Source organism: Waltera intestinalis (assembly GCF_009695995.1).
In the GTDB taxonomy this organism is placed as follows: Bacteria; Bacillota; Clostridia; order Lachnospirales; family Lachnospiraceae; genus Acetatifactor; species Acetatifactor intestinalis.
This window is the reverse complement of the sequence record NZ_VUMU01000006.1, coordinates 141,903-168,705: the sequence shown is the minus strand read 5'-3', so window position 1 is coordinate 168,705 and position 26,803 is coordinate 141,903. Positions and strand designations below refer to the sequence as shown.

The window sequence follows — 26,803 nt, the reverse complement described above, 5'->3', positions numbered from 1 at the left end:
ATGCCATTCTGACTACTTTCACGCTTCCGCTGGTCTGCCAGCCTTCATGCAAACATTCTGTTTTTACACAGCCTGTCTTAAAATCATAAATGCGATTCGCATTCCTTCTGGTATCATCGTTAATGCCAAGGCAATAGCAAAGTGCCTTGTGGTACACATCCTGATACCTTACCTCTTTCAATTTCTCGTAGTAGAATTTCTCATGTGCTTCACTGATAAAAATAATTTCTTGGGCTTTTTCAGCTCCTGCTCCTAACGCTGTGTTTGTCATTGTATGACCTCCTTCTAAAGTGAATTGAAAAAGGCACTCCTTTTGGAATGCCCTAATATAAAAAATAGGGACACTCTTTTGAAGTATCCCTACGTTCTATCAATATATCTGATAGCTCTCTATTCACTTTCATATTCAGAATTTTTTGTGTTCCCGCAACCGAGGTCTAATGCCACAACTACGGTCACCTTTCTCACAAGCTCTTTTTCCTTGTGATTTTCACCAATCTTGTTGAAACTGAAAAACTCTACAAAGTGCGTAAATTCAAGGATTTCTACATATCCTTTCTTTGTAGCAACACCACAGTCTCCACATGCACAGTCATCCCAAACTGGTCCACGCCCCGGACCTTCCGGATCTCATATCCACCATCGCAGAGGATCTTCAGGTCTCTGGCAAGGGTGGCGGAGTCGCAGCTGACATATACGATGCGTTCGGGCTGCATACGGAGCATAGTGTTTAAGCAGGCATCATCACAGCCTTTTCGGGGTGGATCTACGACAATGACATCCGGATGGAGCATTTCATCGGAAGATGCTTCTGTGGTTGCCTTTTTGTAGAATTCCGGCAGGACTTCCTCTGCTTTGCCCACGAAAAACTCAGCATTTTCAATATGGTTTCTCTTTGCATTCTCTCTGGCATCGTCGATGGCCTGGGGGATGATCTCCACGCCGCACACCTTTTTGGCTTTACCCGCCAGGAAGAGAGAGATGGTTCCGATACCACAGTAGAGATCCCATACGGTCTCTTTTCCGGTCAGTCCCGCATATTCCAGTGCCAGGCTGTAAAGCTTCTCGGTCTGTACGGGATTTACCTGATAGAAGGAGAGGGGAGAGATCTTGAAGGTTAATGCATCCCCGGTATAAGGGTAATTTTCTTTCTGCATGTCCCTTACGTGGATCGTATCCTCAATGGTGCTCTCACCCCAGAGATTATGGATCTCGGTACCCATGATCACATTGGTTTTCTCGGTATTGATACTGACTGACACACTTGTCATACCTTGGATTTCTGCCAGTGCAGCCAATAATTCTCCCTGATTTGGTAAAAACTCATTCGTATTCTTCTGTACTCCGGCAGTAGGGTATAACATTTTTGTCATTTTCTTATTAATGACCAGACATACCATCAACTGTCCACTGGTGAAGCCTTTCCGGATCAATACATGACGTACCAGACCTTTGCCAGTGACTTCGTCATAGGCAGTTACTTTATTTTTCCGCATATAGGAGAGTATGGTTTCGAGGATCTGCTGATTCTCGGAAGCACCGAGGGCGCAGTCTGTATTGGCAATGATGTTATGGGTGCGTCCGGCATAGAAACCGGTGATGACATTACCGTCTCTATCAGTTCCTATGGGGTACTGCGCTTTATTACGATAGTGGAAGGGTTCCTCCATGCCTACAATGGGCTGCATGCGTTCATCAATGTATTCCGCATCGAACCCACCGATCCGGATCAGATTATTGCGAATCTTCTGTTCCTTGAAATGCAGCTGCTCGGAGTAGGAGAGTGCCTGCAGCTGGCAGCCGCCGCACTGTCTGTGGTATGCACATTTCGGTTCCACACGAAAAGGAGAAGGCTGTAACACCTTCTCTAATCTGGCATAAGCGTAGTGCTTTTTACTTTTTATGATCTTGGCTTCCACCTGATCGCCGATAACGGCATCTTTGATAAAGAGGGTAAAACCGTCTACTTTACCGATTCCTTCTCCGTCACTTCCCATATCCTCTATGGTCACCGTTACACAATCGTTCTTTTTAAATTCCATAAATATCCTTATGCCTTTCCGTAACCTGCAAACTTTTTTGTACTTTAGTGCCATATTCTAAAATAGCTTACGCAGGCTCTTGTTTGCGTGTGAAAAATTTTCTCAGCAAAGTTCCTCAGCGAGTTTCCCGATCTCGTCCTTGTTCTGCGCATTCATGGCAGACTTGATGCTTACCGTAGTCTCCGTAAATGTCAGATTCTTGCTTTTTTCAAACATTCCAAGGATCAGTTTGCCTGCCATGGGTGCCCAGGTGCCGTTCTCAATAATTGCCACCTTACGATTCTGGTAATTACGCTCGGTCAAACCTTCGATAAAGCTGCGCATACAGGGGAAAAGGTCTCCATTATAAGTAATACCCGCCAGCACCAGTCTGTCATAACGGAAAGCATCGGCAACAGCTTTTGCCTTATCGCATCTTGCCAGATCATATAGTACTGTTTTCTGTCCTTTTTCCTGCAAAACATCCGCGAGGTATTCTGCAGCATTTCTGGTATTGCCGTAGACAGAAGCATAGGCAATCACCACTCCGGATTCTTCCGGCTGATAAGAAGACCACTTATCATATTTTTCCAGATAGAATCCCAGATTCTCCTTAAGTACCGGACCGTGAAGAGAGCAGATGGTCTGAATGTCCAGTCCTGCCGCTTTTTTCAGAACAGCCTGCACCTGTGGACCGTATTTTCCGACGATGCCGATATAGTAACGCCGCGCCTCATCGGTCCATTCTTCCTCTACGTCCAAAGCACCGAATTTACCGAAACCATCTGCAGCAAACAGTATTTTCTCGGTTGCTTCATAAGTCATCATAACCTCCGGCCAATGCACCATGGGAGCATAGACAAAATGCAGGCTGTGCTGTCCAAGCTCCAGGACTCCATCATTCGCTGCAACAATGCGTTGTTCCGCAGGCAATCCCTGACCGGCGAAAAACTCCGGGAAAAACTGTTCCATGAACTGGAATCCCTTAGCTGTGGATACTACTGTGACTTTGGGATATTTTTTCAGAAAAGCCGGAATACTGGCGGAATGATCCGGTTCCATATGCTGTATAACAAGATAATCGGGCATTTTCCCATCAAGAACCTGTTCTACATTGTTCATCCATTCTTCGGTGAAAAATCCATCTACTGTGTCCATAACGGTGATTTTGTCATCCAGGATCACATAGGAATTGTAAGACATTCCGTTCGGAACCTTATACTGTCCCTCAAACAGATCTACCTGATGATCGTTTACACCCACATATTTTACATATGCACTGATTTCCATATGTTTCCTCTCTTTCCTGTCTGTTCATAGAAGAATGGTCATTTACTCCATTTTGGTAGCGCGCAGATTGGATTCAAACAATCTGTTATAACCCAGCCAGCCACTGTTTTCACTGTTATTTTCCAGAATTTCCTTAAAGGTCTCCATTTTGGCATCGGTATCGTCCGCATAATTCAGAGCTACCGCCTCGATCAGCGCCGGCACCTTTGGGGAGCCGTATTCCAGTTTACCGTGATGCGCCAGAATACAATGCTGTAATTCTGCCAGCAGATTGTAAGGGAATCCGTCGATCTTAGCGGCACGTTCCCCAACCATCTGTGCGCCCATCACGATATGTCCCAATAACTGACCGTCATCGGTATAATCATTCACCGGAAATGCAGAGATCTCTTTTACTTTTCCGATATCATGACACATAGCTGCTGTCAGTAGCAGATCTCTCTGCAAAATAGGATAAGCAGAACAGTAGTAGTCACATAATTTGGTAACACTCAGAGTATGCTCCAGCAGCCCGCCTACGAAACCGTGATGCACTGTCTTGGCTGCAGAAGAGTTGCAGAATTTCTTTGCGAAATCTGCATCGTCAATAAACAGATCCTGCAACAGCTGATGCAGATAGGTGTTCTTAATGCTTCCGATCAGAGTCTTTAATTCATTGTACATAATGTCGATGCCTTTGGAGCTCACCGGCAGATAATCGGATGGATTATATTCTCCTTCATGGCAGACACGGATACGCTTCACGCTGATCTGAAGCTGCCCCTGGAAATTCGTCACATCACCGTATACCTCTATGTAATCCAGATCATCATAATCACCGATGCCCGGATTGTTCGGCTCCCATACCTTGGCGTCGATAGTTCCGGTCTTATCCTGTAAAATTACGCTTTCATAAGGTTTGCCATTCTTGGTAACAGCCTCCTGCTTATGCTTGCACAGATAAATATCAAATACTCTGTCGCCTTCTTTTAACTCTTTAATAAATTTCATATTGTTGTCCAAACCTTTCTGTCAATCTATTTCAACACCGTTAATGTGATGTCGAATTTCATCTCTTTATATTCCTGCTGTGACTGCCGCATAATCGTCAGTTCTACACTATCTCCCGGTTTCATACTGAGCAGAGAGTTCGTATACTCGTCAAAGCTGACGATCACGCGCTCACCGAATCCCGTGATGACATCTCCCTGCTGGATTCCCGCCAGCATGGCAGGAGAGTCCATTTCTACCTCTTTAATATAAGCTCCGTAAGGAACCCCAAGTTCGCTGTTAGCTTCCTCTGTGACATCCACACCCTTAAGACCCAGATAGGCGAATTTTTCTCCATTCGACATTTTCTCGATATGACGCTTCAATTCCGTAATACCATAAGCACATACCATATTTTTCATATCTGTGGCAGATTTGCCATTGGTAATGATACCAATGACCTGTCCCTGAAGATTGAATAATACACCGCCTGCATTCTGACTGCCTACAATATTCGTCTGCAGAATCCGATAAGTTGTATCCGATGCCGCCGACTCACTGGCGGAAGAAGTAATGATGCCATATCCCAGTGAGTCGTTCGTACCCATGGGACGCCCCAGAGCCACCACCGGAAGTCCGGCAATATCTTTGATATTAGAAGATCCCAAAGTAGCGATCGTAATATCATTCTTCAGAAAATCTTCATTCAGAGTATCCAGTTCTACGGCAATCACCGCCAGACCTGTAGTCTCATCTTTTTCCTTCAAAGATGCATCTGCCTGGGTGCCCTCGTTGAATGTGACAATAATGTCATCTGCTTGTTTTACCGGAGAATAATCGGTTAAAATCAGTAATTGCTTGCCATTTTGCGCTATGATCACACCGGATGACTGGTTCTTGCTCTCATTTACATTGTTGAACCAGTCCACACCGGATGACACTCCTGTCACAGTAACCATGGAACGGTTCATCTCTGATACATACTGGGTAAGAGCACTGTAAATCTGTTTGTAATTATCCAGATCCAATATGATTCCGGATAACAGTTCCCGGATCTGCTCCTGTTCCATAACCTCACCAGGAACAGAAGAGGACTGACTGTTCTGATTCTCCTGCTGCATATTCTCTGCCAGCATCTGCTCCGGAGACATCTCATCCTGATCTTCGGGGAATACCACCACCTGTGGTTCCTCCTCCGGGTACAACCAGTTACTGATCACCGGTTCCAAAACCAAGAAAGTGAAACAGGCCACCAGACCGAAGATCACCGCCATGGAAGCCGTGATCAAAGTCCTGCGCAACAGCTTTTTCTTATTTACCGGACGTTCCTTGATTTTTTCTATCATAAAATTTTTCTCAGAAACGTCATTTTGTTCCTTCTGCTTATTTTCTTGCGAATCCGCCATAAATATGCCTCCTCTGCTGCCTACAGATACACCGGCTTTTTCTTAGGACTCTAATATCTCAATTATACAAAACTGTACCAAAAAAGGCAATAAATATGATATAATATGAATTAGCATTGAGCAGTACCAAAATCGAGAGATGTCAATTCGACTGCTTGCAGGCGTAATTGACAGATCCGATTTTGATAGGGCGAAAGCCCGACAGCGAGGAAATGCATAGCATTTTCGAGCTTGTACTGCATGAGCAAGAAGAACGATAGTCCGGATTGCAAATGGATATAACGATTTCGAGAGTGCGCAGCACGAAGAAATCGTGTTATTATAAGCCCGGCAGTGAGCTTGTACTGCGTATTTTCAATAATATTAAGGAGCCCCACATGAACACAAAAGTACTCACCACTTTAGAATATAATAAGATCATCGACCTCCTCACGGAGAAGGCCGACTCTGAGCCAGGTAAAAAGCTTTGCCGCGATCTGGTGCCTTCCACCGACCTATCTGCTATCAGAACCGCACAGCGGGAGACAAAAGACGCTTTAGCCCGTCTCTTCCGCATCGGCGGCACCTCTTTTGGAAGTAACAGAGACTTAGGTTTTTCCATCCGTTCTCTGGAAATCGGCAGTTCTCTGTCCATGTCCGAATTGTTGAAGCTGGCATCCTTTTTGGATAATGTCAGCCGGATCAAAACCTATGGAAAAAAAGAACGGGAAGACCTCCCAAATGACAGCCTGGATGCCTACTTTGAGGGACTTACCCCTATGACACAGCTTGCAAATGAGATCAACCGCTGCATTCTGTCGGAAGAGGAAATGGCAGATGATGCCAGCCCCCGTTTAAAAAGTATCCGCCGCTCCAAGCTTTCCACCAATGAAAAAATCCATAGCCAGCTGACTTCCATGGTAAACGGCGCTTACCGTACCTTTTTGCAGGATGCAGTCATTACCATGCGTGACAACCGCTACTGTATCCCCGTAAAAGCCGAATATAAGAGCCAGGTGAGCGGTATGGTGCATGACCAGTCCTCCACCGGTTCCACCTTTTTCATCGAGCCGGCTGCTGTCGTGAACCTGAACAACCAGTTAAAAGAACTGGATCTGCAGGAGCAGGAGGAGATTGAAGTTATTCTGGGTGATCTGAGCAGCCAGGCTGCTGTTCATAGCTCAGAGCTTGCCGCGGATCAGAAGATCATGACTACGCTGGACTTTATCTTTGCCAAGGCAAAACTTGCCATGGAACAGAATGCCACAGAGCCTATTTTTAACACTGAGCATTACATCCAGATCCGTAAGGGCCGTCATCCACTGTTAGATAAGAAAAAGGCGGTTCCCATTGATGTCCGTCTGGGTAAAGATTTTGACCTGTTGGTGATCACCGGTCCCAATACCGGTGGTAAGACCGTGTCTCTAAAGACAGTGGGACTGTTTACCCTGATGGGGCAGGCGGGACTGCATATTCCGGCACTGGATCGTTCCGAACTGTCTATTTTTTCGGAAGTATACGCAGATATCGGAGATGAGCAGAGTATTGAGCAGAGTTTGTCCACATTCTCTTCTCATATGACCAGAGTTGTCCACATTTTGCAGCACGCAGATGCGGATTCCCTGTGTTTATTTGATGAACTCGGTGCCGGAACAGATCCTACGGAGGGTGCCGCTCTGGCAATTGCTATCTTAAATTATCTGCATGACCGCGGCATCCGCACCATGGCTACCACGCATTATAGTGAGCTGAAAATCTACGCACTTTCCACGAATTTCGTAGAAAATGCCTGCTGTGAATTTGATGTGGAGACCCTTCGCCCCACCTACCGTCTGCTCATCGGTATTCCCGGTAAAAGTAATGCTTTCGCCATTTCTTCCAAACTTGGACTGTCCGATGAGATCATCCATGCTGCAAAAGAGCAGATCAGCAAAGAGGACGAAAGCTTTGAAGATGTCATCGCCGATCTGGAACAGAGCCGTGTGACCATTGAAAAAGAACAGCAGGAGATTGCGGAGTACAAAGAACGGATCCGTACCCTACAGGAACAGTTACAGAAGAAAAACGAAAAAATCGACCAGGCTAAAGACAAAATTCTCCGCGATGCTAATGAGAAGGCAAGAGCCATTCTCCAGGAAGCAAAGGATGTAGCCGACGAAACCATCCGTGATTTCAATAAAGCAGGCGCTTCCTCCGACATCAAGGAACTGGAGAAAAAGAGACAGAAGGTCCGTGACAAGATCAATGAGAAGAACGGAAAGCTGGCTCTTGGTAATACACAAAAGAAACCTGCTGATCAGAAGACCGTGGATCCGAAGAAACTGAAAAAAGGAGATTCCGTGAAGATCATTTCTATGAATCTCAAGGGAATCGTAAACACTCTGCCGGATGCCAGGGGCAACCTCTTCGTACAATGCGGAATTATGAGAATGCAGACGAATGTTAATGATCTCGTACCGGTAAAAGAAGAGACTATTACAGCACCTGCCCTGCAGCGTACCAACACCGGCAAGTTGAAAATGTCCAAGTCCTTCTCCGTGTCCTCCGAGATCAACCTTCTGGGATGTACGGTAGATGAAGCCATTGCAAAACTGGATAAATACCTGGATGACGCTTATCTGGCTCATCTCCCCAGTGTGAGAGTCGTACACGGAAAAGGCACCGGTGCTCTGCGCAATGCCGTACAGTCTCACTTAAAACGTCTGAAATACGTCAAAGAATACCGGTTGGGTGAATACGGTGAAGGTGATGCCGGCGTAACCATTGTTACTTTTAAATAATAACTGACAGGAGGCCTATACTACATGGTAAGTAAACAGAAAATTCTCATTGTAGATGATGATAATAATATTGCGGAACTGATCTCCCTATATCTGACGAAGGAATGTTTTGATACCATGATCGTCAATGACGGAGAATCCGTGATGCCGGCTATGGAGACCTTTGCTCCGAATCTGATTCTGTTGGATCTGATGCTTCCCGGCATTGATGGTTATCAGGTGTGCAGAGAAGTCCGGGCACAATACTCCGTTCCCATCATCATGCTTTCCGCAAAAGGTGAGGTCTTCGACAAGGTATTGGGACTGGAGCTGGGTGCGGATGATTATATGGAAAAACCTTTTGACTCCAAGGAACTGGTGGCACGCGCCAAAGCAGTCCTCAGACGTTACAAGCCCTCCAATGCCCCCACAGAAAATCCCAACGACAAGTGTGTGGAATATACGGATCTGACCATTAATCTGACCAATTATTCCGTCATCTATATGGGACACACTGTGGAAATGCCGCCAAAAGAACTGGAGCTTCTCTACTTTTTAGCATCCTCACCGAATCATGTATTCACCAGAGAACAGCTTCTGGATCAGATCTGGGGTTATGAATATATCGGTGATACACGTACCGTGGATGTGCATATCAAGCGTCTCCGCGAGAAGATCAAGGATCATGCCAACTGGAAGATCAGCACCATCTGGGGCATCGGCTATAAATTCGAAGTACGTAATTAAGTCATACCAAAAGCAGGATTTGTTATGAAAAAAACACTTTATCTAAAATTTATACTCGCATATTTTATTTTTGGTGTATTTGGTTTCATCATTGTTACAACTTTTGTTCCCAATATGACCAAAGAACATCTGATCCGGGAAAAGGCAGAAAGTCTCTATTCCGAAGCAACCCTGATCGCCGGAACCTATGCCGGCGGATTGTACACCAGTGAAACAACTTTGGAGACCGTTAAAATTCAGCTGGACTCCCTGGCGGTCTATCTGAATTCCGAGATTCGCATCATCAATCCCTCCGGACGACTGGTACTGGATACCAATAGTCCCTTAGATGTGGAGAATGTGGTAGTCATCGAGAATTTTGATTCGACCGTAACCAGCGGCTCCTATTACATTGTTGGTGATTTCTTCGGTAATTTTGATTCGGATGTACTTACTGTATTTGCTCCCATTACCTCCAACTACAAGGTAAAAGGCTATGTAGTCATCCATACCGATATGAATGATATTCAGAAATCCTGTAACAGCCTGCTGAATATTTCCTATATCACCCTGGCAATCCTGTTCCTGCTATCCCTGATCATTCTGATCTTTTTCACCGAGATCGTATATATTCCTCTGCGGAAGATCACTCATGCCACAGAGCAGTATGCTGCCGGTAATATGCATTATGAATTTCAGGTCGATAGTGAGGATGAAATCGGTTATCTGGCTTCCTGTCTAAATTATATGGCAAGCGAAATTGCCCGTTCCGAGGATGATCAGAAAAAGTTTGTAGCCAATGTATCCCACGATTTCCGTTCCCCTCTGACCTCTATAAGGGGATATCTGGAGGCCATGCTGGACGGCACGATTCCACCGGAAATGCACGAAAAATACATTACTATCGTATCGAATGAAACAGAACGACTGACGAAGCTGACCAACAGCCTTTTAACCTTGAATAATCTTAACACCAAAGGAATGCTCTTAGATAAAACAGATTTTGATATCAATCAAGTGATCCGTAATACTGCAAGTACCTTTGAGGGCACCTGTCATAACAAATCCATTGCTATTGAGATGATCCTGACCGGCAATGAAATGTATGTCCATGCAGATATGGGTAAGATCCAGCAGGTACTCTATAATCTCATGGACAATGCCATTAAGTTCAGTCACCATGATTCTGTGATCCACATTGAGACCTCGGAGAAGAAAAATAAATTGTTTGTCTCGGTAAAAGACACAGGAATCGGTATTCCGAAAGAAGATCTGAAGCTGATCTGGGACAGATTTTACAAATCCGACCTATCCCGAGGCAAAGATAAAAAGGGAACCGGGCTGGGTCTTTCCATTGTAAAAGAGATTATCAATGCTCACGATGAGCATATCAATGTGATCAGTACTCCCGGCGTTGGAAGTGAATTTATCTTCTCCCTGCCGAAATCCCATCAGGAAGACGAAGAGGATTAAGCCATACGGCCTAATCCTCTTTTTTCATCTATATAATCTATATATCTATGACACGATATAAATAACTGTTTCCCTGTTTTCCTACCCTTTCTATTGTCCCCATTTCAAATAATATATTCAATACCGTCTGTGCCAGTGAAAGAGGAATATGGGCTGCTTTCGCAAAATCCTTACTGTGAAATGGTTCTTCCAGTTCATAAGGTACAAATTGCAGATAATCCTCCGGCTGTCTGATTTCCACCTCTTCGATCAGATCCGTAGGAATCCTGTCATATCTCGTGGATCCTTTTTTCTTGTCACGACTCCAACCGTTTAACAGCCGGTATTCTTCCATATTCACCAATACAAATTTAAACCGGATATTCGGATCCTTCAGGAACATTTTGATCTTATATAGTTCCTTAAATGCCTGATAAGTGGATCCCTTTTTTGGGGATTTTCGCTTTTTACTTAGTTCACCGCTGTCTTCATCGATCCAGATCAGCCATTTTTCATAAGGAATGGGATAGACAATTGTCACCGGATACAAAGGTAAAAACGCCTGTAACTTTCCCCGCATACGGTTGAACTGTCTCGTCTGGATCTCGATGATCTCCCCATCCTTGTAAATATCCGCCACATAATTCTCTATGGGAATCTCCTGATGATCCTCATCCGGCTCATAATAATCCTTAAAAATAGCATGAACCGTCTTCTCTGAGAGAGTTCCGATTCCCAGTCTCTGACGGTCCACGCCTATTATTTTTCTCTTAGCTTCTTCAAAACGCTTCTGATCCATGTGATCCATTTTTAATCAATCTCGGCATGCTTCGTATACAGAATCTTAAGCAGGATAGGAGTAGAGATACTGGATACGATGATCAGCAGAATGACTGCGGTAAAATACTCGGATCCGATCATTCCAACAGACAGTCCCTTCTGTGCCACGATCAGGGCAACCTCACCTCTGGTCATCATACCGACACCAATCTTCAGAGCATCCGGTCCCTTAAATTTGCAGATTCTTGCCATCAGACCACAGCCGATGATCTTACACAATAATGCTACAACGACGAATCCGATAGAAAATAACACAAATTCCCCGTTCAGATGATCAAAGCTGGTCTTAAGTCCAATACTTGCGAAGAAAATCGGTCCGAAGATCATATAAGAATTGATATCCATCTTCTCGGCTATATATTCTGAATCCTGAATGGAGCAAAGGATAATACCTGCCACGTAAGCACCTGTAATATCCGCAATACCGAAGAATACCTCTGCTACATAAGCGAAAATAAAACAGAGCGCCAGACCTAAAATAGGAATACGCCTTGTATGCGGATATTTGTTATCCAGATACTGGAATACCTTGAACAATACAAATCCGACACCAATTGCGAACAGGAAGAACAGAAGAGTAGAAATTACTACACTTCCGGGATTGGAATCCGGATTTTTAAATCCGATGACAAAAGTAAGTACAATAATACCAATGACATCATCGATAATAGCGGCACTCATGATCGTTGTACCGACTTTACCTTTCAGTTTTCCCAGTTCTTTCAGAGACTGCACGGTAATACTTACACTGGTAGCCGTCATAATGACACCGATAAATACGGCTTCATAGAATTTCTCAGAGCCCCAGGGTGCCACTCCGTAAAATCCCATGTATAATAATGTTCCGCCTACCAAAGGAACAAATACACCCATACATGCGATCAGAAATGCCACAAAACCGGTCTTCATCAGGTCCTTCAGATTCGTCTCCAGTCCGGCAGAGAACATCAGCAGGATAACACCGATTTCTGCCATCTGGATCAGAAAATCCGATTGCTGTACCAGTCCCAGTACACTGGGTCCGATCAACAGACCGGCAATGATCTCACCTACCACCTGTGGTGCTTTACATTTTCTTGCAATAATACCAAATACTTTGGCAAATATAATAATAATTGCCAGATCTCTGAAAATACTATAAGATTCCATTTTTCAAGCCTCTTTTATTTTGATAATTAATTACTCATCGTCTTCATTTTCCTCAGTGGGGAAAATCAGATTTTCTTCTGTTTCCTCCTCATCCTCAGAAACGGCTTCCTGTGCTACTTCTTCCATGGCTTCCTCAAGATTTTCGAATTCATGGTCTCCGTTGGAAAGCTTCTCACGTACCTTGGCAATCTGCGCAACCTTAACACCCTCATCCAGATTGATCAGCTTTACACCTGATGTGATTCTGCTCAAAGTGGAGATATCCTGAACACGAAGCTGTATGATAATTCCTTCTGTGGTTATCATCATAATTTCGTTATCGTCATTTACAGCCTTGGCACCTACCACATCACCGGTTTTTTCAACGATCTTGTAGCACTTTACGCCTTTACCGCCACGTTTCTGTACGGTAAATTCATCCATATTGGTACGCTTACCCATTCCATTTTCAGATACGATCAACAGGTCACTGCCCTGAGTCTGTAACTGCATACCGATGATCTCATCCCCGGGAGATAAGTTCATACCAATAACACCCATGGAAGCTCTGCCCGTAGCCCGGACATCCGTCTCCTGGAAGCGGATGCACATACCCTGTTTGGTTATCAGGAAGATTTCACTGCTGCTGTCAGTGATTTTCACCTCGATCAGCTCATCCTCTTCTCGTAAGTTAATCGCAGTCAGTCCATTCTTTCTGACATTGGAGAACTCCATCAGAGGGGTCTTCTTCACAATACCGGTCTTAGTTACCATGAACAGATTCTTATCATCACTGTATTCATGAATCGGAATCATAGCAGTGATCTTCTCACCGGGTGCCAGCTGCAGAAGATTCACAATAGCAGTACCTCTTGCTGTACGACCGGCTTCTGGGATTTCATATGCCTTCAATCTGTAAACTCTTCCCATATTGGTGAAGAAATTCAGATAATGATGTGTAGTCGTCATCAGAAGATCTTCGATATAATCCTCATCAATCGTCTGCATTCCTTTGATTCCACGACCACCGCGGTTCTGTGCTTTAAAATTATCTACGGTCATACGCTTGATATAACCAAGACTGGTCATGGCAATGATAGTATTCTCCTTCGGAATCAGATCTTCCATAGAGATATCCAGTTCATCATAGCCGATCTTACTGCGTCTGTCATCACCATATTTTTCAGCAATCGCAGTCATCTCTGTCTTGATGACACCCAATAACAGTTTTTCATCCGCCAAAATAGCCTTCAACTCCGCAATTTTTACTACCAGATCCTTATGCTCGTTCTCCAGTTTCTCTCTTTCCAGACCTGTCAGAGCACGCAGACGCATTTCTACGATTGCCTGTGCCTGGACATCGGACAGCTCAAATCTTTCCATCAGTCTTTCTTTTGCAATCTGTGCATTCTGACTGCCACGGATAATAGTAATGACTTCATCAATGAAATCCAAAGCTTTTAACAATCCCTGTAAAATATGATCTCTTTCCTCTGCTTTGTTCAGATCATATTTGGTTCTTCTGGTAACGACATCTTCCTGATGCTTCAGGTAATAAGTCAGCATATCCAGCAGATTCATGACCTTAGGCTGATTGTTGATCAGCGCCAGCATGATCACACCAAAAGTATCCTGCAACTGTGTATGCTTGTACAGCTGATTCAGAATAACATTGGCATTGGCATCCTTACGAAGCTCAATGACCACGCGGACACCTTCACGGTTGGATTCATCACGGATATCTGTGATACCATCGATTTTCTTTAATTTTACCAGCTCAGCAATCTTGATGATCAGATTGGCCTTGTTGACCATGTAAGGCAGCTCAGTAGCAATGATCTGACTCTTGCCGTTTGGAAGTGTCTCAATATTGGTCACTGCACGGACTCTGATCTTACCACGACCGGTACGATAGGCTTCTTCACAGCCTCTGGTACCCAGGATAAGTCCTCCGGTAGGAAAATCGGGAGCTTTTACAATGGGAAGAATCTCATCGATCGTTGTATCTCTGTCTTCTTCCACACGATTATCAATAATTTTTACGACAGCCTGTACCACTTCACGGAGATTGTGAGGCGGAATATTAGTAGCCATACCTACGGCAATACCGGTAGTACCGTTGACCAGCAGATTCGGATAACGACTGGGCAATACTACAGGCTCTTTTTCGGTATCATCAAAGTTCGGTACGAAATCTACGGTATTCTTACCGATATCTGCCAATAATTCCATGGAAATCTTGGAAAGTCTTGCCTCGGTATAACGCATTGCTGCGGCACCGTCACCATCCATGGAACCGAAGTTACCGTGACCGTCTACGAGAGGATAACGGGTAGACCAGTCCTGTGCCATATTAACCAATGCGCCGTAGATGGAACTGTCACCATGAGGATGATATTTACCCATGGTATCACCGACAATACGGGCACTCTTACGATGCGGTTTGTCGGGACCATTGTTCAGTTCGATCATAGAATAGAGTACACGTCTCTGTACCGGCTTCAGACCATCCCTCACATCCGGAAGCGCACGGGATGCGATAACACTCATGGCATAGTCGATATAGAAAGTTTCCATTTTCTCTTTCAGATCGACTTCATGGATTTTATCAATCTCAGCCTCCGAAGGCTTATCAAAAATATCGTCGTTCATGTTTCCTCACAATCTGTCGTAAAATACGACTCTCTATTATTAAATACCGTAACTATTCAGATTCTGATTTGAAAAATAGTTACTAGATGTCCAGATTTTTAACAAACTGAGCATTCTCTTCGATGAATTCTCTTCTGGGTTCTACTTTGTCACCCATAAGAGTAGTAAAGGTCAGATCCAGTTCGGATTCCGTCTCTTCATCGTAATTAACTCTGAGCAGAATACGTTTCTCGGGATCCATGGTGGTCTCCCAAAGCTGCTCCGCATCCATCTCACCCAATCCTTTATAACGCTGAATCTTGTTATTTTGGTCACGGCCTACTTCCGTCAGGATACTGTCAAGTTCTTCGTCACTATAGGCATACCATACCTTTTTGTTCTTCTCCAGCTTATACAGAGGCGGTTTCGCCAGGAACACATGTCCCTGCTTGATCAGCTCCGGCATAAACCGATAGATGAAGGTCAGCAGAAGAGTACTGATATGTGCACCGTCTACATCGGCATCGGTCATCAGAATGATTTTGTTATAACGAAGCTTGGTAATATCGAAATCTTCATGAATACCGGTACCGAACGCTGTGATCATTGCTTTGATCTCGGCGTTGGCATAGATTTTATCCAGTCTTGCCTTTTCTACATTCAGGATCTTACCACGTAAGGGAAGAATAGCCTGGGTTGCACGAGAACGTGCTGTCTTCGCACTTCCTCCTGCGGAGTCTCCCTCTACGATGTAGATTTCACAGTTCTTCGGATCCTTGTCAGAACAGTCTGCCAGCTTACCGGGCAGAGCCATAGTATCCAATGCGGTCTTTCTTCTGGTAAGATCTCTTGCCTTTCTGGCAGCCTCTCTGGCACGCTGTGCCAAAATAGATTTTTCACAGATTGTTTTTGCAATCTGAGGATTCTGCTCTAAGAAATAAGTCAGCTGCTCACTGACAATATTGTCAACTGCACCTCTTGCCTCACTGTTACCAAGTTTTTGCTTGGTCTGTCCTTCGAACTGGGGATCCTCAATCTTAACACTGACAATAGCAGTCAAACCTTCACGAATATCTTCACCGGACAGATTTGGTTCACTGTCTTTTAACAGCTTTGCGCTTCTGGCATAATCATTAAAAGTCTTCGTAATAGCATTTCTAAAGCCCTGTAAATGAGTACCTCCTTCAGGAGTATTGATATTATTTACAAAGCTGAATACACTCTCGTTATAAGAATCATTGTGCTGGAAAGATACTTCCACGTACACACTATTCTTCTCGCCTTCAAAATACAGAATATTTTCGTATAAAGGCTCCTTACTTTTATTCAGATAAGCAACAAATTCCTTGATACCACCTTCGTAGTAGAACTCAACAACTTTCTGTTTCTTACCATTTTCCAGAGTAATGGTATGTATCTTCCCGATTTTGCCGCCGGTGTGGGCTCTGGTAGATTCCTCAGAAGTAGCAAAAGCATCTGCAAACGCCTCAGAGTCATCCTTAACGGATTCTTTTGCCGCAGCATCGGAAACAGAATCATCTGAAGATGCAGATGTATCTTTGGCATCTTCCTGTGCTCTCTGTAACAGTTCGCTAATCTGCTCATTTTCATGTTCCGCAGACATTGCCTCCAGAGAAGCTTCCTCTTCCGTACGGTTATCTCTTAAGATGATGCGCAGTCCCTTAGTCAGGAATGCCATCTCTCTGAGTCTTCTCTTCAGTACATCAAAATCATAGACCGTTGTTTCTGTAAAAATCGTATCATCCGGCAGGAAAGTAACCTTGGTACCTGTCTTTTCCATAGGGCAGGTGCCGATTTCTTTCAGTGCATAACACACATGTCCTCTCTCATAACGCTGCTTATATACCTTGCCGCCCTGGCAGATTTCTACTTCCAGCCAGTTGGAGAGGGCATTTACAACAGACGCACCTACACCGTGCAGACCACCGGATACCTTGTATCCCCCACCGCCGAATTTACCGCCGGCATGCAGAATCGTAAATACGACTTCTACTGCGGGAATACCAGCCTTGTGATTGATACCTACAGGAATTCCTCTTCCGTTATCAATAACAGTGATAGAATTATCTTCGTTGATCGTTACATCAATGGTATCGCAGAATCCTGCCAGTGCTTCATCTACCGCATTATCAACGATCTCATACACCAGGTGATGCAGTCCTCTGCTGGATGTGGTACCAATATACATTCCCGGACGCTTTCTTACAGCTTCCAGACCTTCCAATATCTGAATCTGATCCGCGCCGTATTCATGTTCTACCGCGGTATTGTTCCTATTTTCTTCGCTCATGATTCCTCACATTCTGCCCTACAGGCTGCCAAAATTATATTCATCTGACGGAGATTCTTCTATATCCGATTTCAGACCCATATTTTCATTTACACAGGTAACTGTTCCGGCGGATACCTTGAATACTCTGTTAATTTCAAACCGGTTATTTACAAATTCTTCCAGACCGGTACAGGTAATGATCGTCTGAATATCTCCGATACTGTTCAACAGATAGTTTTGCCGGTTACTGTCCAGTTCAGACAATACATCGTCAAGTAACAGGACCGGTGTATCTTTCGTGATCCTTTTTACTAATTCAATTTCGGATAATTTTAAAGAAAGAGCAGCAGTACGCTGCTGACCCTGGGATCCGAACTTTCGTATATCCACATCACCTACCAGGAAGGAAAAGTCATCTCTGTGGGGTCCCACGGATGTCATTTTGGCCCGCATATCACGATCCTGGCTGTTTTTTAATTTTCTTTCAAATTCATCCAGCTCCACATCCGGCTCATACTGGATACGGATTTCTTCCCTGCCACCGGACAGCTTTTTATGAATCTCATAAATGATCTCATTGAGCTGTTCTACGAACAGCTTTCTGCGCTCTATGATCTTACTTCCGTAGGATACCAGCTGCATATCCCAGATAGTCAGAGTTTCCTTCAGATCCGGATTCATATACATATCCTTCAGAAGCTTATTGCGCTGATTGACGATTTTGTTGTAATGATTGAGATTATAGAGATAGAAATTGTCCAACTGACATAATTCCATATCTACAAATCTTCTTCGTTCTGCAGGACCGTTTTTAATAATTCCAAGGTCTTCTGGTGAGAAAAATACGACATTACAAAGCCCCAGGAGATCTGCAGCCTTCTTGATCTTCTGACCATCAATAGCAATTCCTTTGGACTTTGACTTTCTCAGATGCATGTCCACGCGGATCTCTTTTCCATCTTTTTCGAGATACGTTCTAATATGTGCCTCTTCCTTGTCAAAATTAACAATTTCTCTGTCCTTGCTTCCTTTATGCGATTTTGTGGTGGCAGCAACATAGATTGCTTCCAGGATATTCGTCTTGCCCTGCGCATTGTCTCCGTACAGAATATTGGTTCCACGGTCGAACTGCAAGACGAGCGAATCATAATTCCTGTAATCTGCCAATTCTATTGATTTGATGATCATAGTAACCTGCTTACTCTATTATGATGGTCTCGCCATCATATTCCACTTTATCTCCGGATACCAGCTTTTTGCCTCTCTGGGTCTCGGTCTGTCCGTTTACTTTTACCAGACCGTCCTGTACGGCAAATTTTGCATCTACGCCGGATTCTACTACACCGGCTGCCTTTAATGCCTGACCAAGCTTTATATAATCATCCTTCAAACGGATCGTATGCATATCTATAACCTCATTTCTAAGCTACTGTCGTAAAGTTCACGGGAAGGATCAGGTAAATATAGCTTTCCTCCACATTTTTGATGAAACAGGGAGCCTTGGGATTTACCATGTACAAATCTACTTCCTCATCATCGATAACACGAAGAGCATCGATCAAAAACTTGGGATTGAATCCGATCATAAGATCCTTACCCTGTTTCTGAATATCAATTTCTTCATTCATGCTTCCCAGAGCGGAATTGATCTTAAGTTCCATTCCGTTGTCTGTGATATTTACAATAATAGGCTTCTTGTCGCCTTCTTTTACCAGAAGAGTAGCACGATCGATACAGCTTAAGAACTCCTTTTTATTGACCTTTACTTTCGTCTCATAATCGCTGGAAAGCATCTGGTCGATTTTGAAATATTCTCCTTCGATCAGACGGGATACCACAACGGTCTTATCGAATTCAAATACAATATGCTTTTCAGTGAAAGAGATTGTAACATCACTGTCTGCATCTCCGGGTAAAATCTTACTTACTTCATTCAGGGTCTTACCGGGTACCACTACCTTTTTTGGAGCATAACTATTCTTCATCTGAATCTTACGGATAGAGATACGGTGTCCATCCAGAGACACGATCTTGAATTCATCTCCGTTAATATCAAACAGTTCACCGGTCATTAATTTGTTATTATCATTGTCAGAGATAGAGAAAATTGTCTGTCTTACCAGTTCTTTTAAAGTAAACTGACTGATCACAATGCTGTCATCTCTTTCCACTGCGGGAAGATAGGAAAAATCTTCGCCGGATTTACCAATAATAGTGAATTTTGCCTTTTCGCAGGTAATGACGGTCTTAAAAGAAGCATCTGTTTCAATGGTAATATCGCTGTCGGGAAGTTTACGCACGATTTCAAGGAATATCTTGGCATCCAGGGCAATGATACCTTTTTCTACAATCTGTCCCTCGATGGTCGTCTCAATGCCGAGTTCCATGTCGTTGGCAGTAAGTTTAATTTCTCCGTTAGTAGTATCTACTAAAATACATTCCAGAATAGACATTGTAGTCTTACTGGGAACAGCTTTGGATACGATCTGTACGCCGTTTAAAAGATTTGCTTTTGAACAGACTAATTTCATGTGTGCATAACTTCCTTTCTGGTTGATTTGCGTACGCGTGGATACGCGTTATATAAAAATAATAAAAGAATTTCGTAGTATCCTTAATAAGGGATGTTGATATGTGCATAACCAGTCTTATTATACTATTTTTCAAGGAAAAATGGAATGGAAATCTTGTGGATTTGGCAGAATAACCTAAGAATAACTCTTAGCTTATTCACACTGCATCCTATCCTTCTTGAAGCCTTGAAATCAGTTATCAACAACAATACACATTTTGTTCCCGAGATATACACATCAGGAGGGATTAATCTTTTTAGTGATAATATCTATTTTATTACGAAGTTCCTCGTTGGTCTGAATCTCCGCTGCCACTTTATTCACACCGTGGATGATGGTTGTGTGGTCCTTTTTGCCCAAAAGCTTACCTATATTAGTGAAGGAAGTATCCGTTAATTCTCTGCACAGATACATAACGACCTGACGTGGTTGTACAAACTCGGAATTTCTTTTCTTGGAAGTAATATCTTCCGCTTTCACACCAAAATGCTCCGCTACTACATTAATAATGAGAGTAGGAGTGATCTCCTTGGGCTTGTTTGGATAGATAACATCCTTCAGTGCTTCTTCCGCCAGGGAGAGAGTTAGATCTACCTTATTTAATTTGGCAAAAGCAATGATCTTATTAAAAGCACCTTCCAGCTCACGAATGTTGGATTTGATATTCGTAGCAATATATTTGATGATCTCTTCATCAATCTGACGGTCGTAGGTCTCAGCATTTTTCCGTAAAATAGCCATTCTGGTCTCATAATCGGGTGGCTGAATATCTGCGATCAGACCCCATTCGAAACGGGAACGGAATCTTTCATCCAAAGTCTCCATTTCCTTAGGAGGCTTATCGGAAGACAGAATGATCTGTTTGTGGGCAGCGTGCAGAGCATTGAAAGTATGGAAGAATTCCTCCTGGGTACTTTCCTTACCTATAATAAACTGTACATCATCAACCATGAGTACATCAACATTGCGATACTTCTCACGCAGCTTGGTCATGGAAGCTGCATTACCACTACGAATAGATTCGATTACTTCATTCGTAAATTCTTCACTGGTGACGTAGAGTACCTTTTTGTCCGGATCCTGTTCTAATATAAAGTGTCCGATAGAATGCATCAAATGGGTCTTGCCCAGACCGGGACCTCCATATAAATAGAGAGGATTGTAGACCTCTCCCGGAGACTCTGCTACAGCGAGAGATGCGGAATGAGCGAATTTATTGTTGCTTCCTACGACAAAAGTGTCAAATTTGTACTTAGGATTCAGATGGGCATCTTCATAATTCACACCGTAGATCTGGTTTGGAGCAGCCATTTCATTCTCTGCAGTCTCTTCCCCTTTTACATCCTTTTCCAAAATAAAGCTGATATCATAAGGATGATCAAACATTTCGGTGATGGTTACCTGAAAAAAACTTTTATATTTGGAAGAAATATAATTCAGGGCATGTGCCTGGTCCGAGGGAATGATGATACTTACTACATCATTTACCACATTGTGAAATTCTAAAGGTTCTACCCATGTATGATAAGAAATGTCAGAAAGACTGTATTCTCTTCTGACAGCTTCTTTGATAGTTGTCCAATTTTCTTTGATTGCTTCCATTGATTTCCTCCCGTGCAAGCTGACGCATGCGAAACTCCATTTCATTGTATAATAGATTTACAAATAATTCAAATGCAAGTTATGAACAGGTCATGTATAAAGTTATCCACAATCTGTTGATAAAGTTGTTTATAACTTGTAATATAAACAGGGATTGTGGATAGCGATGTGTAAATGTGGATAAAATAGTAAAATTTCAAGATATCCACATTTACTGGATACTTGTCCACTTTTACACGTGATTTACACATAATATCCCTATGAAAAATAAAAATATCCACAAATAATCAACAAGGTGTGGATAACTCGTTTGTGGGTAAAAATGGTGTATATCTATGTGGATAACTTAATTTAAAAAAAATTTAGAATTTTAAAAAGCTCGTTTTCTCTTGATTTTTCAGCATTTTTATTGATTTTTGCTTGACATTGATGGGCTTTTACATTACAATCAATATGCTATTTTCCGAAAGGAAGGCGTATTTTTATGCGCCCAATTGTTGAAAAATATGTTTACCTTTTTATATAAGAAGGTTTAGAGAAGGAGGTGCCTTTCCATGAAGATGACATTTCAGCCTAAAAAGCGTTCCCATTCCAAGGTTCACGGTTTCAGAGCCAGAATGAGTACTCCCGGTGGAAGAAAAGTTTTAGCAGCAAGACGTGCAAAAGGAAGAAAGAAATTATCCGCATAGGTCACAGCAATGTGACCTTTTTTTCTCTTAACTTTCACGGTTGGAGGATTGCATGCAGTTTTCGGAATCATTAAAGAAAAATGAACAGTTCCGTTTTGTGTACAAGAATGGCAGATCTTATGCTAACAAGTACTTTATCATGTATGTTAAGGAAAATGGCCTTGATAAGAACAGAATCGGAATCAGTGTAAGTAAAAAAGTCGGTAATAGTGTGGTAAGACACAGGATTACACGACTGGTCAGAGAAAGTTACAGATTACATGAAAGTGTATTCAATAGTGGTTTGGATATGGTAATCATTGCAAGACCCGGTGCAGCTTCCATAGGATATGAAGAAGCGGAGAGCGCATTGTTACATCTTGCAAAACTTCATCATATTATAAAAATTTATTTTTATAATGACTAAATTAGAATCGTATATGAAAAAAATATTGATAGCCATGATAAGATTTTATCAGAAATATATTTCGCCTTATAAGGGAACCAAATGTCCTTATGTTCCCAGTTGTTCTCAATATGGTCTGGAAGCCATTGAAAAATATGGTGTGATCAAGGGAGGACTTTTGGCAGCCTGGAGAATTTTGAGGTGTAATCCTTTTTCCAAGGGTGGATATGATCCGGTACCGTAAAATTTTAAATAATGGCACTTATTAGGAGGATAAATGAACGGTATTCTTTTGACACAGAATTCCACATTCATTATCGGACAGGTAGCCTGGCTTCTGGGTAAGATAATGGAAGGAATCTTCGAAGTTCTGAATATGATCGGTATTCCCAATATCGGTCTCGCAATCATCCTTTTTACAATTGTTGTTAACCTGTTGATGATGCCTCTTACCATCAAGCAGCAGAAATTCTCTAAGCTGTCTGCTAAAATGAATCCTGAGATTCAGGCGATTCAGGCAAAATACAAGAATCGTAAGGATCAGGATGCTCAGTTGGCACAGAATCAGGAAATCCAGGCAGTATATGCAAAGTATGGTGTATCTCCTACCGGCAGCTGTCTGTATATGTTGATCCAGATGCCTATTCTGTTTGCTCTGTATCGTGTAATTTATGCAATTCCTGCTTATGTCGGCAGAGTTAAGGAAGCTTTCTTCCCTCTGGTAGATAATATTATTGATACAGCCGGTGCAACGGAGCTGGTTCAGAATCTGAGCAATTCCGCTATGTACAGTAAGCAGTTCACGAATGCAGGCTTTGTAGCCGGTACTCACAGTGAATATGTACAGAATACGATCATTGACTGTCTGAACAAGGCATCTACCGCTGATTTTGCAAGTATCAGTGAGAAGTTCCCTTCTCTTGCAGCAGATGTGACCAATACGGTAAGCAAGCTGGAAGAATATAATAATTTTTTAGGACTGAATATCGGCAACTCTCCTTCTTATGTGTTGAAGGAAGCATGGGCTAACGGAGCATGGCTTTTAGTAATCGGAGCAATTGCTATTCCGGTTCTGTCTGCTTTGACACAATGGATCAACGTAAAGCTGATGCCTCAGCAGGATACTTCTTCTAACAATGGCAATGATCAGGCGGCAGCAATGGCTTCTTCCATGAAGACTATGAATATGATCATGCCTCTGATGTCTGCATGGTTCTGTTTTACATTACCTTCCGGTCTGGGTCTGTACTGGGTTGCAGGTAGCGTTGTCAGAAGTATCCAGCAGATAGTGATCAATAAGCATATTGATAAGATGAATTTTGATGATATTATCAAGAAAAATTCTGAGAAGAGTGCGAAAAAGCTTGAAAAAATGAAGGAACAGCAGGAAAAACTGAATGCTTATGCAAGCATGAATACTAAAAATCTTCAGAAGAAGGCAAATATTTCTTCTAAAATAGATAATAGTGAAGTATCTGCTGACAGCTATTCCGAAGTAAAAGAAGCAAAACCCGGAAGTATGATGTCTAAGGCTAATATGGTCAGAGACTATAACGAGAAAAACAGCCGTAAATAGAAAGTTTCCTTAATAATTGAGGAGGTAAATAATATGGACATGATCGAAGTATCTGCAAAGACAGTCAGTGATGCTATTACAGAAGCTTGCCAGAAGCTGGGTGTTACCAGTGATAAGCTGGATTATGAAGTAGTAGAAGAAGGTTCTTCCGGATTCTTAGGAATCGGAGCAAAGGCTGCTGTGATCAAAGCATCTGTTAAAAAAAGTTCTGTAGAAGAAGTTGCCAGAGTATTCTTAAACGATGTATTCCAGGCAATGAATATGGAAGTAGTAATTGCCATTAAGTACAACGAAGAAGAGAAGAGCATGGATATCGAATTAAGCGGTAATGAGATGGGTGTTCTGATCGGTAAGAGAGGACAGACACTGGATTCCCTCCAGTACCTGGTATCTCTGGTGGTGAACAAAGAATCTGAAGAGTATATTCATGTAAAGGTTGACACCGAGAATTATCGTCAGCGCAGAAAAGAAACTCTTGAGAATCTTGCCAAAAACATTGCTTATAAGGTTAAGAGAACCAAGAGAAGCGTATCTCTGGAGCCCATGAATCCTTATGAGAGAAGAATTATTCATTCCGCATTGCAAAATGATAAATATGTTACCACACACAGCGAAGGTGAGGAACCTTTCCGAAGAGTTGTAGTTACTTTGAAGAAATAATCAAAGTGAAGATTACAATAATGTGATGAAAAGCCGGTATTAGAATTTCATTCTATTTACCGGCTTTATTTACAACTACCCTTTTTTGGGAGTATAATTGTCTATATTTTAAGGAGATATACAAAAATGAAAAGCTGGTTTAAAAATAAATGGAATAAGGGAAAGATGCTTGCGGAATTAAAGCCTGCTTTATTTCTGTCTCTGACTTTTTGCTTTATGATTTTTATTTATGCTCCGCTGGAATTTTACATTAATAACAGTAATGAATTTTGGTATGATGCCTATTTATTGTTTCCTTTTATTCTCAAAGATTTCCTTTTGTTTTTTGTGATCAGTCTTATTAGTTTTACAGTAGCTTATTTTATAGCAAAGATAGTTTATGAAATTGCATTGTATGGTTATTTTGCCTGTATGATTGCTTGTTATATTCAGGGCAATTTTATGATAAAAAATCTACCGCCTCTGGATGGTACGGAAATTAATTGGACTTTGTATCGTACGGAAACTATGAAATCTACAATTATGTGGATTGTAGTAGCTGTCATTTGTCTTATTGGATTTTTCCTTTTAAAATATGATAAAATAAAAAAGCTAGTCAGTTATATCAGTATTTTTATGATATTGATGCTTGGAAGTACGATCACTGTTCTTGCTGTAAATGGTGATATTTTTACTAAAAAGCAATATGAAAAATTTAATAAATTAGATCAATTTGAAATGTCTACGGATACTAATTTTATTATAGTATTGTTAGATGCTGTTGATGAAGAGTGTTTTTGGCAGGTGTGGGAACAGCATCCGGAATATAAAGAAGAAATGAGAGATTTTACTTTCTATAATAATACTATGTCCGGATATGCCTATACAGATCATTCTCTTCCTTTGATCATATCCGGAGAATGGTATGAAAATAAAGAGCCCTTTTTGGATTATCAGATTAGAATATTTAAGAATTCTCCTTTTTTTGAATATTTGAAGAAACAGGATTATACTTTAAGTTATTATGAAGATGAGTATAAGTTCGAAGTAGGCGTGATGGACGGGGCATTTAATAATCTGGCTTATACGCAGTCTTCTCTTTGGGATGCTCCTTTATTTAATAAACGTATCATTAAAATGGTTGGTATGAAATATGCTCCTTATTTGTTAAAACCGAAATGTTGGTTTAATGTTGATATGCTAAATAATCAAGAGATGACTCCAAAAGATGAAGAATTATTCTCCTGGAAAAATAAAGCATTTTATGATGATTTGAAAGAAGATGAAATAAGTTATGTGGATGGAAAAAGATTTAAACTGATTCATTTGATGGGGGCACATGTTCCTTTCTATTATGATAAGGATGTAAATGTAATAGATAATGCCAATTACTATACTTGTATTGAATCTTCTATGACAGTTACTATGGCATATCTGGATAAATTGAGAGAGGCCGGAGTATATGATAATTCAGTGATTATTGTTCTCTCGGATCATGGATATAATATAGAAGGTGATGCGATAGATACTCCACAGCGTAATGAAAATGAAATAGGCAGACAACATCCTATTTTATTTATAAAAGGATTGAATGAAAATCATGATTTTCAGGTATCCGGAGCACCCATTTCTTTTGAGGATCTGGTTGGTGCGTATTATAAATTGTTGGATGGTGCAGCATCTGATGATTGCTTTGAGTACAAAGAAGGTGATCAGCGGGAGCGCAGATATCTTCTCTATAAATATCTTGGAGAAGATCATATGGTAGAATATATGCAAACAGGTTATGCAGGTGATGAATCTACATTGATTCCCACCGGAAGAGTGTTTGATGCAAAATAGATA

General features: G+C 42.1%; 22 protein-coding genes. 9 read left to right on the top strand and 13 right to left on the bottom strand.

From position 1 onward, the window contains the following. From FYJ59_RS07250 to FYJ59_RS07230, 5 genes are all read right to left on the bottom strand, one after another. Positions 1–271 (bottom strand): DUF6075 family protein (locus tag FYJ59_RS07250; RefSeq protein ID WP_235897942.1); only part of this gene is annotated, 271 nt, incomplete at its 3' end. Positions 272–545: 274 nt separating this feature from the next. Next, the gene (gene rlmD, locus FYJ59_RS07245; protein ID WP_154496137.1) at positions 546–2,042 is read right to left on the bottom strand and encodes a 23S rRNA (uracil(1939)-C(5))-methyltransferase RlmD; all 1,497 of its coding nucleotides are present in this window, start codon (positions 2,040–2,042) and stop codon (positions 546–548) included. Positions 2,043–2,144: 102 nt separating this feature from the next. Continuing rightward, positions 2,145–3,311, bottom strand: coding sequence for an FprA family A-type flavoprotein (locus FYJ59_RS07240; RefSeq protein ID WP_154496136.1), 1,167 nt, complete (start codon positions 3,309–3,311; stop codon positions 2,145–2,147). Between the two features lie 42 nt (positions 3,312–3,353). Then, complete coding sequence (locus FYJ59_RS07235; RefSeq protein ID WP_154496135.1) at positions 3,354–4,301, bottom strand: 3'-5' exoribonuclease YhaM family protein; 948 nt, start codon at positions 4,299–4,301, stop codon at positions 3,354–3,356. A gap of 26 nt (positions 4,302–4,327) precedes the next feature. Next, positions 4,328–5,686: a S1C family serine protease gene (locus tag FYJ59_RS07230; RefSeq protein WP_154496134.1), complete on the bottom strand. Its 1,359-nt coding sequence runs from the start codon at positions 5,684–5,686 to the stop codon at positions 4,328–4,330. 377 nt (positions 5,687–6,063) lie between these two features. Here FYJ59_RS07230 and FYJ59_RS07225 point away from each other — a divergent pair, with 377 nt between their 5' ends. The 3 genes from FYJ59_RS07225 to FYJ59_RS07215 are packed head-to-tail and all read left to right on the top strand — an operon-like array spanning position 6,064 to position 10,623. After that, a complete protein-coding gene (locus FYJ59_RS07225; RefSeq protein ID WP_154496133.1) occupies positions 6,064–8,445 on the top strand; it encodes an endonuclease MutS2 in 2,382 nt (793 codons plus the stop codon). A gap of 24 nt (positions 8,446–8,469) precedes the next feature. Next, positions 8,470–9,171: a response regulator transcription factor gene (locus FYJ59_RS07220; RefSeq protein WP_022154006.1), complete on the top strand. Its 702-nt coding sequence runs from the start codon at positions 8,470–8,472 to the stop codon at positions 9,169–9,171. Positions 9,172–9,195: 24 nt separating this feature from the next. Further along, positions 9,196–10,623 (top strand): HAMP domain-containing sensor histidine kinase, encoded by a 1,428-nt coding sequence (locus FYJ59_RS07215; protein WP_154496132.1) that lies wholly within the window; start codon positions 9,196–9,198, stop codon positions 10,621–10,623. A gap of 37 nt (positions 10,624–10,660) precedes the next feature. On the opposite strand, the gene FYJ59_RS07210 is transcribed toward FYJ59_RS07215, so the two are convergent. The 8 genes from FYJ59_RS07210 to dnaA form a co-directional block, all read right to left on the bottom strand. Continuing rightward, complete coding sequence (locus tag FYJ59_RS07210) at positions 10,661–11,401, bottom strand: hypothetical protein (RefSeq protein ID WP_154496145.1); 741 nt, start codon at positions 11,399–11,401, stop codon at positions 10,661–10,663. Positions 11,402–11,412: 11 nt separating this feature from the next. Next, entirely contained in the window at positions 11,413–12,591 is a 1,179-nt protein-coding gene (locus tag FYJ59_RS07205; protein ID WP_154496131.1) for a cation:proton antiporter, read from the bottom strand. A 30-nt stretch (positions 12,592–12,621) separates the two neighbouring features. Further along, complete coding sequence (gyrA, locus tag FYJ59_RS07200) at positions 12,622–15,222, bottom strand: DNA gyrase subunit A (RefSeq protein ID WP_154496130.1); 2,601 nt, start codon at positions 15,220–15,222, stop codon at positions 12,622–12,624. An 82-nt stretch (positions 15,223–15,304) separates the two neighbouring features. Further along, the gene (gyrB, locus tag FYJ59_RS07195) at positions 15,305–17,512 is read right to left on the bottom strand and encodes a DNA topoisomerase (ATP-hydrolyzing) subunit B (RefSeq protein WP_154496129.1); all 2,208 of its coding nucleotides are present in this window, start codon (positions 17,510–17,512) and stop codon (positions 15,305–15,307) included. 18 nt (positions 17,513–17,530) lie between these two features. Next, complete coding sequence (gene recF / locus FYJ59_RS07190) at positions 17,531–18,682, bottom strand: DNA replication/repair protein RecF (protein ID WP_118546960.1); 1,152 nt, start codon at positions 18,680–18,682, stop codon at positions 17,531–17,533. Positions 18,683–18,692: 10 nt separating this feature from the next. After that, positions 18,693–18,899 (bottom strand): RNA-binding S4 domain-containing protein, encoded by a 207-nt coding sequence (locus FYJ59_RS07185; RefSeq protein WP_154496128.1) that lies wholly within the window; start codon positions 18,897–18,899, stop codon positions 18,693–18,695. 16 nt (positions 18,900–18,915) lie between these two features. Continuing rightward, complete coding sequence (dnaN, locus tag FYJ59_RS07180) at positions 18,916–20,025, bottom strand: DNA polymerase III subunit beta (protein ID WP_118550695.1); 1,110 nt, start codon at positions 20,023–20,025, stop codon at positions 18,916–18,918. Between the two features lie 279 nt (positions 20,026–20,304). Continuing rightward, a complete protein-coding gene (dnaA, locus tag FYJ59_RS07175) occupies positions 20,305–21,669 on the bottom strand; it encodes a chromosomal replication initiator protein DnaA (RefSeq protein ID WP_154496127.1) in 1,365 nt (454 codons plus the stop codon). Positions 21,670–22,223: 554 nt separating this feature from the next. Here dnaA and rpmH point away from each other — a divergent pair. The 6 genes from rpmH (at position 22,224) to FYJ59_RS07145 (ending at position 26,800) form a co-directional block, all read left to right on the top strand. Then, complete coding sequence (rpmH, locus tag FYJ59_RS07170; RefSeq protein ID WP_022154017.1) at positions 22,224–22,358, top strand: 50S ribosomal protein L34; 135 nt, start codon at positions 22,224–22,226, stop codon at positions 22,356–22,358. A gap of 52 nt (positions 22,359–22,410) precedes the next feature. After that, the gene (rnpA, locus tag FYJ59_RS07165; protein ID WP_118546957.1) at positions 22,411–22,764 is read left to right on the top strand and encodes a ribonuclease P protein component; all 354 of its coding nucleotides are present in this window, start codon (positions 22,411–22,413) and stop codon (positions 22,762–22,764) included. Positions 22,765–22,777: 13 nt separating this feature from the next. Beyond that, positions 22,778–22,987 (top strand): membrane protein insertion efficiency factor YidD, encoded by a 210-nt coding sequence (gene yidD / locus FYJ59_RS07160; RefSeq protein WP_178049071.1) that lies wholly within the window; start codon positions 22,778–22,780, stop codon positions 22,985–22,987. A gap of 33 nt (positions 22,988–23,020) precedes the next feature. Next, positions 23,021–24,319: a YidC/Oxa1 family membrane protein insertase gene (locus FYJ59_RS07155; RefSeq protein ID WP_118550697.1), complete on the top strand. Its 1,299-nt coding sequence runs from the start codon at positions 23,021–23,023 to the stop codon at positions 24,317–24,319. Between the two features lie 33 nt (positions 24,320–24,352). Beyond that, positions 24,353–24,979, top strand: coding sequence for an RNA-binding cell elongation regulator Jag/EloR (gene jag, locus FYJ59_RS07150; RefSeq protein WP_154496126.1), 627 nt, complete (start codon positions 24,353–24,355; stop codon positions 24,977–24,979). A gap of 126 nt (positions 24,980–25,105) precedes the next feature. Further along, on the top strand, positions 25,106–26,800 hold the full coding sequence (locus tag FYJ59_RS07145) for a sulfatase-like hydrolase/transferase (RefSeq protein WP_154496125.1): 1,695 nt from the start codon (positions 25,106–25,108) through the stop codon (positions 26,798–26,800). Positions 26,801–26,803: the final 3 nt, after the last annotated feature.